Origin of the sequence: Ochrobactrum soli (genome assembly GCF_003664555.1) — a bacterium.
In the GTDB taxonomy this organism is placed as follows: Bacteria; Pseudomonadota; Alphaproteobacteria; order Rhizobiales; family Rhizobiaceae; genus Brucella; species Brucella teleogrylli.
This window is the reverse complement of sequence record NZ_RCHH01000003.1, coordinates 148,043-160,420: the sequence shown is the minus strand read 5'-3', so window position 1 is coordinate 160,420 and position 12,378 is coordinate 148,043. Positions and strand designations below refer to the sequence as shown.

Sequence of the window (12,378 nt, the reverse complement as noted above, 5' to 3'; positions counted from 1 at the left end):
TTATTTTTTCCGGATCAGGAAACGTTGCACGGTTTCGCTGCGCTCATGTTCAATGAGCGCATGGCCTTCCTGCGCGCAGAAATGCGGCAGGTCGATACCGGAAAGCGGGTCGGTCGCCTCCACCCAGAGATATGCGCCGCTTGGCATTTTCTCCAGACGATGACGGGTCTTCAAAACCGGGAGGGGGCATTTCAGCCCCCTCAGGTCATAAACGGGAATGTGTGCCTCGGTAGAGGTCAGTTGCCGATGATCTTCCACCATGGCTTTTTCGCTTCCGGTGCAGCCACAGGTGCGGGCTGATCGATATTCTGTGCAACCGTGCTGCCGGTCGTCACTGGCGAAACGTCGGCAGGCATTGCGGGGCTCTGGGCGGGGTTTTGCTGCGGTGTCGGCACAGACGCGGTGACCGGAGCGGCTACCGGAGCTGCAACGGGAGCCGTTGCGGCAATTGCGCTCGCTGGCTGCGCAAGTGCAGGCGTAGCAGGACGAATATCCGGTGCGCCAGCCTTTTCAGCCGATGATGGCGTGAGCGACGGCGGTTCTCGCGTTACCTTTTCGCCGCGGGCGCGGGCAGCGCTCCAAGCCGAAACAAGCTTGGCTTCGGTCAGACCCTGAATCGATGGAGCAGGCGCTTTCTGCGAAGCGCTGAAGGCGCTCTGGAAGGTCTTTTCATAAGATGCGTAGGCCGTCGACATCGCGTCGGTGTTGGCCGATGGCGGGCAGGCATCCGTTGCTGAGAGTGGCTTTCCGTCTGGCGAAGCGACGTTGAACACGTAGCGCTTCTCGCAAACATCAACCTTCGGCGGAACCTTGGTCACTTCGAAGGCGTCATAGCCCTGCTTCAGCATTTTCCAGAAGCCGTAATTCGGGTCGCTCTTGTAGCGCGCCATGTTGGCATTGGTCATGCGGAACGGGAAGGCCTGAATCTGGAAGTCGCGCTGGCCGCCCTTGAAGGCGTCGCGTCCGAAGGCGTAGATTTCAGAAACGCTTTCGTCGGTCATCGAATAGCAGCCCGACGAAGAGCATGCGCCGTGCACCATCAGGTTCTGGCCCGTGCGCCCGTTGGCGCGGTCATAGGCGTTGGGAAAACCGATGTTGAAGGCGAGATAATAATTGGATTTCGGGTTCATCTGCGTCGGGTGGACGGTGTAGAAACCTTCTGGAGCCTGACGGTCACCCTCAATATATTTCGGTCCGAGCTTGCCCGACCATTTGCAGATTTCATAAGAGGCAATCTGGTCGTATTTGCCGTTATTCTTCTGCTTCCAAACTTCGAGAACGCCTTCTTCCTTGAAGATTCTGACCAGAATCGGCGAGGTGCGGGTCATGCCCTTCGCCTTCATCTTGGTGACGATCTTCTCGGGAAGCGGCTTTTCAGCGCGCAAGCTCAGGTCGGATACGGACGAGCCCTGACACCCCGCGAGAAGCGCGGTTGCCATGACGGTTCCAAGTATTGCGGTTCTGATCTTCATATCGCATCGAGTCTGTTAGAACGGTGCAAGAGACGATTTCCTGCAAGGGTGATTTTGACAACCAAACCTTACGGTATCGTTTACAAATCCTTGCCTGGATATCTAAAAATTAACGCGACGGCAATATGGCGGAAATGACGTGAAGATGCAAATCCGGGATGTGAAGAACATCCCGGATGAGAAATGCCAAAACTGACAGGGCTTTATTAGAGATTACGGCCGATCTGGAGGAATTTCTGACGGCGTTCCTGCTTCAGCGTTTCACCGTCGACATCCTTCATCGACCGTAACGATGCCGTGATCATGTCGCCCGCCGCATCGATGACGGCTTCCTTGCCGCGATGCGCGCCGCCGAGCGGCTCAGGAATGATACCGTCGATGACCTTGAGATCGAACAGATCCTGCGCGGTGATGCGCATGTTGGAGGCGGCATCCTTGGCGCGGGTGGAATCGTGCCACAGGATCGAGGCCGCGCCTTCCGGCGAGATGACCGAATAGATCGAATGTTCGAGCATATAGACGCGGTTGGCGACGGCAATCGCGATAGCGCCGCCCGAACCGCCTTCGCCGATGATGATCGAGACCACCGGCACGCGCAGACGCAGGCATTCGGCGGTGGAACGCGCAATGGCTTCCGCCTGACCGCGCTCTTCGGCGCTGACACCCGGATAGGCGCCTGCCGTATCAACCAGCGTGATCAGCGGCAGCTGAAAACGGTCGGCCATTTCCATGATGCGGACGGCCTTGCGATAGCCTTCCGGACGGGCCGAGCCAAAATTGTGCTTGAGGCGCGTCTTGGTGTCCGAGCCCTTTTCCTGACCGAGAATGGCGACCGGCTGTCCGTTGAAACGGGCAAAGCCAGCCTGCAGCGCTTCGTCATTGGCGAACTGGCGATCACCGGCCAGAGGCGTGAATTCCGTAAACAGCCGGTCGATATATTCCAGGCAATGCGGACGATCCGGGTGGCGGGCGATCTGCGCCTTCTGCCACGGGGTCAGCTTGCGGTAGATATCTTTCAGCGCATCGGCCGAACGCTTCTCGAGGCGGCGAATCTCGTCGCTCATCTCAACGCTGCCTTGTTCCTGCGCGAGCTTCTTCAGCTCAAGAATCTGGCCTTCGAGATCGGCGACGGGTTTTTCAAAATCGAGATAGTTGTACATCGGGCCTGACTGTTCGTGCGTTTCCAACGAGATCGCCGCAATAGCGTGCCTGAAGAAGGCTGTTTTACGGCGCCTTACATATTCACTGCGGGCTCAACTTGCAAATTTTGCTTTTCTCATAACCGGAGCAGGCTCAATCGGCAAGCGGATGATGTTCACTGACGAGCTTATGCAGTCTTTCCTCAAGCACATGCGTATAAATCTGCGTGGTCGAAATATCGGCATGGCCGAGCAATTGCTGAACCGTGCGCAAGTCAGCGCCGTTCTGCAAAAGATGGCTGGCAAAGGCGTGGCGCAGAACATGGGGTGAAATGGCAGCGGCGGAAAGATTGGCGCGGGCGGCCAACCCCTTCAATTCGCGGGCAAAAACCTGTCGCGCCAGATGCCCGCTTTCGGAGAAGGCTGGAAACAGCCACGGGTTCTCTTCGCAGGCGGGCAGGGAATCGCGCAAGGCCAAAAAGGTCTGCAACGCATCCCGCGCCTTGGTCGACAGCGGCACCATACGATCTTTCGAGCCCTTACCCCGCACCAACAAAAAACGGTGATCGGTGCGCGCAACGCGGACCGGCAGGCCCACCAGCTCCGAAACACGCAAGCCCGTGGCATAAAGCGTTTCAATCAGCGCATGAAGCCGCAGTGCCTTGATGCGCTCGCCTTGTTCTTGCGCTTCGCTTGCTTCCAGCGCCGCCCGGTCGAGAAGGAGGGTGACCTGATCGACGCTCATGATTTTTGGCAGCGGCTTTTGCTTCTTCGGCGCATCGATGACGCCGGTGGGGTCGTCCTGCCGAAAGCCTTCCGCATAGAGAAAGCGGAAGAACTGGCGCAGCGCGGACAGCCGCCGCGCCTGCGATGTCGCGGCAAAGCCTTCCCTCGCCATGCCGTCAAGCACCGAGCGAATGTGATCGGCCTCAGCTTCCGCTAGATTGATGCCGCGCTCAGCCAGCGCTTCGGCGGTCATGGTGAGGTCGCGCGCATAGGATTCGAGCGTATTGCCTGCCGCGCCCCGTTCGGCGCTCATCATTTCAAGGAAATTTTCAATCGCCAGCGATGCGCGCATCATTATTCCTGTGAAGGCGTGGTTGTTTCAATAGCTGGCGTCTCGCTTGCGGCGGTTCCAGCATTTGAAGGCGGTGGCGCAATCGGCACTGGGTTCAGTTTGGAGGCTGGAATCTCCACCCGCATTTCCTGGGTCTGCGGCTCGACGAAATTCGCAAGCGCATACATCGCAGCATAGACAATGGCTGCGATCAGGACGACGAAAGCGATGAGGCGCGTCAGCGTAGGCATCTGTCGTTTATGATGCGGCATTGCGGTGAAAGCAAGAATGTCGGTGGCGTCGCTGCAAAAAGCCGCCATTCCTGCTTTCAGATTCCATGAAAGCAATTGACGCCGCCCGGTTTTTCATGTGGAACCATCCCAAATGGATGAGGTTGATGAGCAGTATAGAAAAACAAGCCAATTCACATGAAAAGGCTGGGCTGCATGAGAAGGCGGGGCTCCATGGGCGAGCCGACGCCATCCGTGGTCTGCTCGGTACGAAGGTTCTGGTGCTGGTCGGCCTGATGGGCGCGGGCAAGTCCACCATTGGCCGCAAAATGGCTTCGATGCTCGGCCTGCCTTTCCGCGATGCCGATACGGAGATCGAAGCTGTCTCGCGCATGACGATCCCCGAACTGTTCGAAGCCTATGGCGAGGTTGAATTCCGCGATCTTGAACGCCGGGTGATCCTGCGTCTTCTCGATGACGGCCCGATGGTGCTTGCCACGGGCGGCGGCGCTTACATGAATGCCGAAACGCGCACGGCCATAGGCGCTGCGGGTGTTTCCATCTGGCTCAATGCCGATATCGATGTGCTGATGGACAGGGTTTCCCGCCGCCAGAACCGGCCGCTTCTTCGCAACAGCGATCCGCGTGCCGTCATGCAGAAACTGATGAATGAGCGCTATCCGGTTTATGCGCTTGCCGATCTGCACATGATGACGCGCGAAGAGAAGAAAGAAATCATCGCCGACGAGCTGATCGAGGTTCTCGCCCAGCATCTGGAAAAACGGCATCTGGAAAAATCGACTGGAGAATAGAATGAATGCGCCTTCGTCCGCACATGACAGTGTTACCGTGCCGGTTTCGCTGGGAGAGCGCTCTTACGATATCCTGATCGGCAAGGGCCTCGTTGACCGTGCGGGCGCGGAAGTTGCCAAGCGCCTGAAGGGCGCGCGCGTTGCCATCGTCACCGATGAAAATGTCGCCAGGGTGCATCTTGAACGGCTGCGGACAAGCTTTGGCAATGCCGGTATCGAAGCCACGCCCGTTATTGTGGCACCGGGCGAAAAATCCAAGTCCTTTGCGACGCTTGAAACCGTCACCAATGCCATTTTGGCGGCCCGGCTGGAGCGCGGCGATGCGCTGGTGGCTTTCGGCGGCGGCGTGGTGGGCGATCTGTCCGGCTTTGTGGCCGGGATTGTGCGGCGCGGCATGAATTTCGTGCAGATGCCGACTTCGCTTCTGGCGCAGGTGGATTCGTCGGTTGGCGGCAAGACGGGCATCAACACTGCCTATGGCAAGAATCTCGTCGGTGTTTTCTACCAGCCGCAGCTGGTGCTGGCCGACACGGATGTGCTGGACACGCTGAGCCCGCGTGAATTCCGAGCCGGTTATGCGGAAGTTGCCAAATATGGCCTCATCGACCGCCCGGATTTCTTCGCCTGGCTGGAGAAAAACTGGCAGGAAGTCTTTGCCGGTGGCACGGCGCGAGCGCAAGCGATTGCCGAATCCTGCCGTTCCAAGGCCGCCGTGGTGGCGCGCGACGAGCGCGAAACCGGTGACCGGGCGCTGCTTAATCTCGGCCATACATTCGGACACGCGCTGGAAACGGCGACGGGCTATGATTCGAGCCGTTTGGTGCATGGCGAGGGTGTCGCCATCGGCATGGCGCTGGCGCATCGTTTTTCGGTCAAGATGAATCTGGCCGGTGTGGAAGCAGCGGAACGGGTCGAGGCGCATCTGAAGGCTGTTGGCCTGCCGACGTCGCTTGACGAGGTGCCGGGCGGTCTGCCGCCTGCGGAAAAGCTGATGGACTATATCGCGCAGGACAAGAAAGTGGCGCGCGGCGCGCTCACCTTCATCCTCACCCACGGGATCGGCCAGTCTTTCATCGCCAAGGATGTGCCGCCCGCCGCCGTGCTTGAGTTTTTGAAGGAACGTCTCGCGGACGCATAAATTTCATAGCGCAACCGGTCGGCGCGGACGGAAAAGGAGATCGACGGAATGGTTTTCGAACTCTGGATCATGTGCGGGATCATCCTGCTTTGTGTCATTCTATCCGCCTTTTTCTCCGGTTCCGAAACGGCGCTGACGGCTGCGTCCCGCGCGCGGATGCATTCGCTGGAAAACCAGGGCGACGAGCGTGCCGAGGTCGTGCAGCAATTGATCAGCCGGCGCGACCGGCTGATCGGCGCGCTGCTGATTGGCAATAATCTCGCAAATATCCTCGCATCCTCGATTGCCACCAGCATTTTCCTGACCTTCTTCGGTGACGCCGGTGTGGCCTATGCCACTATCGCCATGACGATCATTCTGGTGATCTTCGCGGAAGTGCTGCCAAAATCCTGGGCCATTTCCGCGCCCGACCGCTTTTCGCTGGCGGTGGCGCGCAGCGTATCCTTTGTGGTGACGGTCATCGGCCCGGTTTCATCGGTGGTGAACTGGATCGTGCGCGTCATCTTGCGGCTGTTCGGCATCAATCTGGCGGCAGGGCGTTCGATGCTCTCAGCGTCCGAGGAGATACGCGGCGCCGTCGCTGTGCTGCATCGTGACGGTTCGGTGATCAAGGAAGATCGCGACCAGTTGGGAGGTCTTCTCGATCTCAAGGAGCTGGAAGTCAGCGACATCATGGTGCATCGCACCGCGATGGGAACGATCAATGCCGACGCCCCCGCCGAGCAGATCGTCGGTGATATTCTGGCAAGCCCGCACACGCGCATGCCGGTCTGGCGCAACGATATCGACAATATTGTCGGCATCATTCACACCAAGGATCTGGTACGGGCGCTCTATGATGTCGATAATGATTTTACCCGCATCGACATCATGAAAGTGGCGAGCAAGCCGTGGTTCGTGCCGGATACCACGACCTTGCAGGATCAGCTGAATGCGTTTTTGCGCCGCAAGGCGCATATCGCCATCGTCGTGGACGAATATGGCGATGTGCAGGGTCTGGTGACGCTGGAAGATATTCTGGAGGAAATTGTCGGCGATATTGCCGATGAGCACGATATCGACATGCAGGGCGTGCGGCTGCAACCGGACGGTTCGGTCATTGTCGACGGATCACTGCCGATTCGCGATCTGAACCGCGCGCTCGACTGGTCGCTGCCCGACGAGGAAGCGACGACGATTGCAGGGCTGGTCATTCATGAAACCCAGTCAATCCCGGAAGTGAAACAGGCTTTCACCTTTCACGGCAAGCGGTTCTCCGTGTTGAAAAAGGAGAAGAACCGCTTGACGCGTCTGCGTATCGTAACGCTGGATGCCGATGGAAAGCCGGTCGTGGCTGTTGGCGTTCTGCCGCAGCGTACTTAAATAGGCAGGATTACCGGCGCGTCGGTTCGCCGGGGGCAGAAGGTTCAAGCGCCAGCGCATGAACACCGTTGTTCAGCTCGTCCTTGAGGGCTTCGTTGATGGCGCGATGGCGCTGAAGGCGACTCAGGCCCGTGAAGGCATCGGAGACGATCCGGACGCGAAAATGCGTCTCGCCGGAGCCGTCAAAAGCCGAGTGGTGGTCGCTGTCGTGATGATGATGGCCAGCGTGAAGGTGGCTTTCATTAATGATTTCAAGCCGTTCCGGCGCAAAAGCTGCCGTCAGCTTCGCTTCCATCACGTCTTGTTTGCTATTGTGAATGGACATTTGGGCTCGTTCTCCCCATATACACGCTGTGCTTCATATAGACTCAAGCCCCGACGGCCCAAGGTGGGGCAAATCCGCACAGGAACCAGATCCGCTTCAAAATTTCGCCCAGTTGAAATGGCCAAAAGCCCAACCGGACGAAATGTCAATTCTTGTTTAGCAACCCCTTAATCCGCATAATTGATTCGATGACCACGAACTCCAAACTTTTCGACAGTATCCGCATCCGCCCGAAAAAGACGCAGCAGGCCAAGTCCAGCGGCCCTTGCTGCCAGTGGGACGGTTGTGACAAGCCCGGCACGCATCGCGCGCCGGTCGGACGCATGCGCGAAGGGGAATATTTCCACTTCTGCATAGACCACGTGCGGGAATATAATAAGAATTTCAACTATTTCTCCGGTCTTGCCGATGGAGATATCGCCAAATTCCAGAAGGATGCGGTCACTGGCCATCGTCCAACCTGGTCCACGACGGCGAATTCGACGGCCAAGGCGCGCACTTCCCCCGACATGGCCAAGATGCGTTCCGGCTCGGCTTCCTATCACAATCGCATCCGCGATCCGTTCAATTTCGTGAAGGAAGCAAAAGGGCAGGAGCCGGGGGCAACAGCCAAGCGCAAGCCGCGCACGCTGGAAATCAAAGCGCTCGCTACACTCGGACTTGAACCGAATTCGACTAGCGATAAAATCAAGGCGCGCTATAAAGAGCTGGTAAAACAGCACCATCCCGATGCGAATGGTGGTGACCGCGGTTCTGAAGAGAGATTCCGCGATGTCATTCAGGCTTATCAATTGCTCAAGCAGGCAGGTTTTTGCTAGAGCATGATGGATTGGCCAGTCTTGAACTGGCCGGTTTTTGATTGATCAAGTCGAGCTGTGGCTCAAGCCGCATTTATGCGATGCCAGATGTTTTCATCTGGCTGCAAAATGCTTTGACGGACATTCTCCTGCCGTGCTGGAAGGCGCGGATTCAAGCATGGATGCCCGCAACGAACGACGGAAGGGGCATACCACCGGCTTGCCGGTCATCATGCCCCGGATGATACTTGGATGTCGCGGCCGGACAGTCCTGCCGCCCTGGAGGCATGATGAACAAGGTTGAGCGGGATATAGCCAATTTGCCGGATACGACGGTTTCGGTGCGCGATGTGTTCGGTATAGATTCCGACATGAAAGTACCGGCCTATGCGGCGGGCGACTCCTATGTGCCGGAGCGTGATCCGGATTATCTTTTCGACCGTCAGACGACGCTCGCGATCCTGGCCGGTTTTGCCTATAACCGCCGCGTGATGGTCTCCGGCTATCACGGTACGGGTAAATCGACCCATATCGAGCAGGTTGCGGCGCGCCTGAACTGGCCTTGCGTCCGCGTCAATCTCGACAGCCATGTCAGCCGTATCGATCTCGTCGGCAAGGACGCCATCGTCGTCAAGGACGGCGTGCAGGTCACCGAATTCAAGGATGGCATCCTGCCCTGGGCCTACCAGCACAATGTCGCGCTGGTTTTCGACGAATATGATGCCGGTCGCCCGGACGTAATGTTCGTGATCCAGCGCGTGCTGGAAACCTCCGGTCGCCTGACCTTGCTCGACCAGAGCCGCGTTATTCATCCGCACCCGGCTTTCCGCCTGTTCGCGACCGCCAACACGGTCGGTCTCGGCGATACGACCGGTCTTTATCACGGCACGCAGCAGATCAATCAGGCCCAGATGGACCGCTGGTCCATCGTGACGACGCTGAATTATCTGCCGCATGACAATGAAGTGGCAATCGTTCTGGCCAAGGCCAAGCATTTCCAGAATGCGGAAGGCCGCGAGATCGTCAACAAGATGGTTCGCGTCGCCGACATGACCCGTCAGGCTTTCATCAATGGCGATCTTTCAACCGTGATGAGCCCGCGTACCGTCATTACCTGGGCAGAAAACGCGGCAATCTTCGGCAATGATATCGGCTTTGCCTTCCGCCTGACCTTCCTCAACAAGTGCGATGAACTGGAACGCGCGACGGTGGCTGAGTTCTATCAGCGCGCCTTCGGTGCGGAACTGCCGGAATCGGCGGCCAATATCGTTCTGGCCTGATGCTGTCTCCCGAAGCGGAAACCGTTTCGGGGCAGACAAGCGTGAGCAAAATTGACGATGCCTGTCGCCGCCATGGCGGCAGGGCCTTGATTTGATGGGAAGCAGGATAGGCATATGTCAGGCCAGATGTCAGGAATGGGCGACAATTCGCGCGAGCGCAAGCCGGGGCCAGTGGACTCCGAGCCGTTCAAGCGCGCGATCACCGCTTGCATGCGCGCTATTTCCGGCGAGAACGAGCTGGAAGTGGCGTTCAGCAATGATCGCCCCGCTCTGACGGCCAACCGCGCCCGACTGCCCGATCTTCCGAAGCGCCCGACCGCGCACGACATTGCCGTGACCCGTGGCCTTGGCGACTCGATGGCGCTGCGTCAGGCGCGCCACAATCCCCGCATTCATGCGCAGCTCGCGCCGGAAGGCAAACAGGCCCGCGCCATTTATGATGCTGTCGAGCAGGCCCGTGTCGAGGCCATCGGCGCGCGTGCCATGGCAGGCGTTGCCGATAATCTGGCGACCATGCTGGCCGACAAATATGCCAAGGCGAATTTCTCCGCGGTTACGGACAAGGAAGACGCCCCGCTTGAAGAAGCGGTGTCGCTCTTATTGCGCGAAAAGCTGACCGGACGGGCCGCACCTGCGGAAGCGGGCGAAGTACTGGAGCTGTGGCGGGACTGGATCGAGCAGAAGGCTGGCGGCGATCTGGCGCGTCTTGGTGAAAATCTCGACGATCAGCAGGCTTTTGCGCGCACGGTGCGCGATATGCTCGCTTCCATGGACATGGCTGAAGAGCTGTCGCAGGAAGAGCCGAGCGACGATCAGGAACAGAACGAAGAACAGACGCCGGATTCTGACGAGAACGAAGAAGGCGGCGATGAGAGCCAGGAAGGTTCCGATTCCGCTGAAAGCGAAGAGTCGGATAGTTCCAGCGAAGAAGGCGAGCAGGGCGAGATGGATGCCGCTGATGCATCCGCCGACGATATGGACGACAGCGAGGATATCGACGCGGAAACGCCGGGCGACACGCGCCGTCCCAATCAGCCTTTCGCCAATTTCTCCGAGCAGATCGACTACAAGGTTTTCACGCGCGAATTCGACGAAGAGGTCGAGGCGACCGATCTGTGCGACGAGGCCGAGCTGGACCGTCTGCGCGGTTTCCTCGACAAGCAGCTGGCCAATCTGCAAGGTGTGGTGGGCCGTCTCGCCAATCGCCTCCAGCGCCGCCTGATGGCGCAGCAGAGCCGCTCCTGGGATTTCGATCTGGAAGAGGGCTATCTCGACTCGGCGCGCCTCGTGCGTATCGTGGTCGATCCGACCCAGCCGCTTTCCTACAAGATGGAGCGGGATACGGATTTCCGCGACACGGTGGTGACGCTGGTGCTGGACAATTCCGGCTCCATGCGCGGTCGCCCGATCACGGTTGCGGCCACCTGCGCCGATATTTTGGCCCGCACGCTGGAGCGTTGCGGCGTGAAGGTGGAAATTCTTGGTTTTACGACCAAGGCCTGGAAGGGCGGTCAGTCGCGTGAGGCCTGGCTGTCGCGTGGCAAGCCGGCCAATCCGGGTCGCCTCAACGATCTGCGCCACATCGTCTATAAAAGCGCAGACGCGCCATGGCGGCGCGCACGGCGCAATCTGGGCCTGATGATGCGCGAAGGGCTTCTCAAGGAGAATATCGACGGTGAAGCGCTGATATGGGCGCATCAGCGCCTGTTGGGCCGTCCCGAGCAGCGCAAGATCCTGATGATGATTTCGGATGGTGCGCCGGTGGACGATTCCACCCTGTCGGTCAATCCGGGCAATTATCTGGAACGGCATCTGCGTGCCGTGATCGAAGAGATCGAAACGCGTTCGCCGGTCGAGCTGATCGCCATCGGTATCGGTCACGATGTGACACGCTATTACCGTCGCGCGGTGACGATTGTCGATGCGGAAGAGCTGGCAGGCGCAATGACCGAGCAGCTTGCATCCCTGTTCGAAGAGCAGGGCGCGGCATCCGCCGGAAAAGGCAAACGCCGGGTTGGCGGAAGAAGATAAAAAAAGGGGGCTTTAAAGCCCCTTTTTTTCTCGCCTTATTCTGCGGTCGCGCGACCGGCTGCATAAAGCGTTGGGGCGAATATGGCGAGGATTGCGCCATAGGGAATCAGCATCAGCGTTCCCATGATGACCTTCACGAAGAAATCACCGAAGGCGAGCGACGCCCAGAGCGGGACGCCCAGGCCGAGGAACGAGGCTGGTTCCGTCAGTGACGAATCAGGCATGCCGGTCAGCCTGTCGATCCATGCAAAGCCCGCCGCAAAAGCGATCGAGAAGAACAGGATCGTGTCCAGCACCGAGCCGAACATGGCGGCTGCGAAGGGTGCTTTCCACCAGGTCTTGCGGCGCAGGCGGTCGAAAACGGTGATATCCATCAGCTGGGCCAGCAGAAAGGCGGTGCCTGAGGCGATGGCGATGCGGGGCGTGGCCAGCCAGATCGACATCACGACGCCGAGCACAAAACCGGCATAGACAACCTTGCGCGCTGCGGCGGGGCCGAAGCGGCGATTCGTCAGATCATTGACCAGAAATGCGACCGGATAGGTAAAGGCGCCATAGGTCAGCACTTCGCCGAGGCCGAAATGCTGGAAAGGATACTGGACCAGAATATTCGACGCGGCAACCGCCACGCACATGGCCAATACAGCCGGCAAAAGCCGGGATAATGCAGGATTCTCAGTAGGCATTTTTTTATCCTGGGTGATGGAACCAGCAAAAAAGGCCGACAAACTGTCA

13 protein-coding genes are annotated in these 12,378 nt (G+C 58.7%); 6 read left to right on the top strand and 7 right to left on the bottom strand.

Going from position 1 to position 12,378, the window contains the following annotated elements; all coding sequences use genetic code 11:
- From D8666_RS06170 to D8666_RS06150, 5 genes are all read right to left on the bottom strand, one after another.
- Positions 1-258, bottom strand: a complete 258-nt coding sequence (locus tag D8666_RS06170; protein ID WP_235858911.1) for a sulfurtransferase TusA family protein — start codon at positions 256-258, stop codon at positions 1-3.
- Complete coding sequence (locus D8666_RS06165; RefSeq protein WP_109369992.1) at positions 237-1,472, bottom strand: L,D-transpeptidase family protein; 1,236 nt, start codon at positions 1,470-1,472, stop codon at positions 237-239. Before D8666_RS06165 ends, D8666_RS06170 begins: the two co-directional genes overlap by 22 nt.
- A 206-nt stretch (positions 1,473-1,678) precedes the next feature.
- A complete protein-coding gene (locus D8666_RS06160; RefSeq protein WP_109369991.1) occupies positions 1,679-2,632 on the bottom strand; it encodes an acetyl-CoA carboxylase carboxyltransferase subunit alpha in 954 nt (317 codons plus the stop codon).
- A gap of 133 nt (positions 2,633-2,765) precedes the next feature.
- Entirely contained in the window at positions 2,766-3,689 is a 924-nt protein-coding gene (gene xerD, locus D8666_RS06155) for a site-specific tyrosine recombinase XerD (RefSeq protein ID WP_121536826.1), read from the bottom strand.
- 2 nt (positions 3,690-3,691) lie between these two features.
- Positions 3,692-3,919, bottom strand: coding sequence for a hypothetical protein (locus D8666_RS06150; protein WP_109370334.1), 228 nt, complete (start codon positions 3,917-3,919; stop codon positions 3,692-3,694).
- Positions 3,920-4,065: 146 nt separating this feature from the next.
- On the opposite strand from D8666_RS06150, the gene D8666_RS06145 reads away from it, so the two are divergent.
- Genes D8666_RS06145 through D8666_RS06135 form a run of 3 tightly spaced genes read left to right on the top strand, consistent with a single transcriptional unit; the run spans position 4,066 to position 7,210 of the window.
- A complete protein-coding gene (locus D8666_RS06145) occupies positions 4,066-4,710 on the top strand; it encodes a shikimate kinase (RefSeq protein WP_109370333.1) in 645 nt (214 codons plus the stop codon).
- Position 4,711: 1 nt separating this feature from the next.
- On the top strand, positions 4,712-5,848 hold the full coding sequence (aroB, locus tag D8666_RS06140; RefSeq protein WP_121536824.1) for a 3-dehydroquinate synthase: 1,137 nt from the start codon (positions 4,712-4,714) through the stop codon (positions 5,846-5,848).
- 48 nt (positions 5,849-5,896) lie between these two features.
- Positions 5,897-7,210, top strand: coding sequence for an HlyC/CorC family transporter (locus tag D8666_RS06135; RefSeq protein ID WP_109369988.1), 1,314 nt, complete (start codon positions 5,897-5,899; stop codon positions 7,208-7,210).
- 10 nt (positions 7,211-7,220) lie between these two features.
- Here D8666_RS06135 and D8666_RS06130 read toward each other — a convergent pair whose 3' ends face one another.
- Positions 7,221-7,535: a BolA family protein gene (locus tag D8666_RS06130; RefSeq protein WP_121536822.1), complete on the bottom strand. Its 315-nt coding sequence runs from the start codon at positions 7,533-7,535 to the stop codon at positions 7,221-7,223.
- Positions 7,536-7,723: 188 nt separating this feature from the next.
- Here D8666_RS06130 and D8666_RS06120 point away from each other — a divergent pair, with 188 nt between their 5' ends.
- From D8666_RS06120 to cobT, 3 genes are all read left to right on the top strand, one after another.
- On the top strand, positions 7,724-8,353 hold the full coding sequence (locus tag D8666_RS06120) for a J domain-containing protein (RefSeq protein WP_109369986.1): 630 nt from the start codon (positions 7,724-7,726) through the stop codon (positions 8,351-8,353).
- A gap of 269 nt (positions 8,354-8,622) precedes the next feature.
- Positions 8,623-9,612, top strand: coding sequence for a cobaltochelatase subunit CobS (gene cobS / locus D8666_RS06115; RefSeq protein WP_109369985.1), 990 nt, complete (start codon positions 8,623-8,625; stop codon positions 9,610-9,612).
- 114 nt (positions 9,613-9,726) lie between these two features.
- On the top strand, positions 9,727-11,643 hold the full coding sequence (gene cobT / locus D8666_RS06110) for a cobaltochelatase subunit CobT (RefSeq protein ID WP_121536820.1): 1,917 nt from the start codon (positions 9,727-9,729) through the stop codon (positions 11,641-11,643).
- A 35-nt stretch (positions 11,644-11,678) separates the two neighbouring features.
- On the opposite strand, the gene D8666_RS06105 is transcribed toward cobT, so the two are convergent.
- A complete protein-coding gene (locus D8666_RS06105) occupies positions 11,679-12,329 on the bottom strand; it encodes a queuosine precursor transporter (protein WP_121537419.1) in 651 nt (216 codons plus the stop codon).
- Between the last annotated feature and the right edge of the window lie 49 nt (positions 12,330-12,378).

Bases quoted from the DNA above. Each gene is read 5' to 3' on its own strand.
- D8666_RS06165 (WP_109369992.1), bottom strand. From the start codon at position 1,472: ATGAAGATCAGAACCGCAATACTTGGAACCGTCATGGCAACCGCGCTT.
- D8666_RS06160 (WP_109369991.1), bottom strand. From the start codon at position 2,632: ATGTACAACTATCTCGATTTTGAAAAACCCGTCGCCGATCTCGAAGGC.
- xerD (WP_121536826.1), bottom strand. From the start codon at position 3,689: ATGCGCGCATCGCTGGCGATTGAAAATTTCCTTGAAATGATGAGCGCC.
- D8666_RS06150 (WP_109370334.1), bottom strand. From the start codon at position 3,919: ATGCCTACGCTGACGCGCCTCATCGCTTTCGTCGTCCTGATCGCAGCC.
- D8666_RS06145 (WP_109370333.1), top strand. From the start codon at position 4,066: ATGAGCAGTATAGAAAAACAAGCCAATTCACATGAAAAGGCTGGGCTG.
- aroB (WP_121536824.1), top strand. From the start codon at position 4,712: ATGAATGCGCCTTCGTCCGCACATGACAGTGTTACCGTGCCGGTTTCG.
- D8666_RS06135 (WP_109369988.1), top strand. From the start codon at position 5,897: ATGGTTTTCGAACTCTGGATCATGTGCGGGATCATCCTGCTTTGTGTC.
- D8666_RS06130 (WP_121536822.1), bottom strand. From the start codon at position 7,535: ATGTCCATTCACAATAGCAAACAAGACGTGATGGAAGCGAAGCTGACG.
- D8666_RS06120 (WP_109369986.1), top strand. From the start codon at position 7,724: ATGACCACGAACTCCAAACTTTTCGACAGTATCCGCATCCGCCCGAAA.
- cobS (WP_109369985.1), top strand. From the start codon at position 8,623: ATGAACAAGGTTGAGCGGGATATAGCCAATTTGCCGGATACGACGGTT.
- cobT (WP_121536820.1), top strand. From the start codon at position 9,727: ATGTCAGGCCAGATGTCAGGAATGGGCGACAATTCGCGCGAGCGCAAG.
- D8666_RS06105 (WP_121537419.1), bottom strand. From the start codon at position 12,329: ATGCCTACTGAGAATCCTGCATTATCCCGGCTTTTGCCGGCTGTATTG.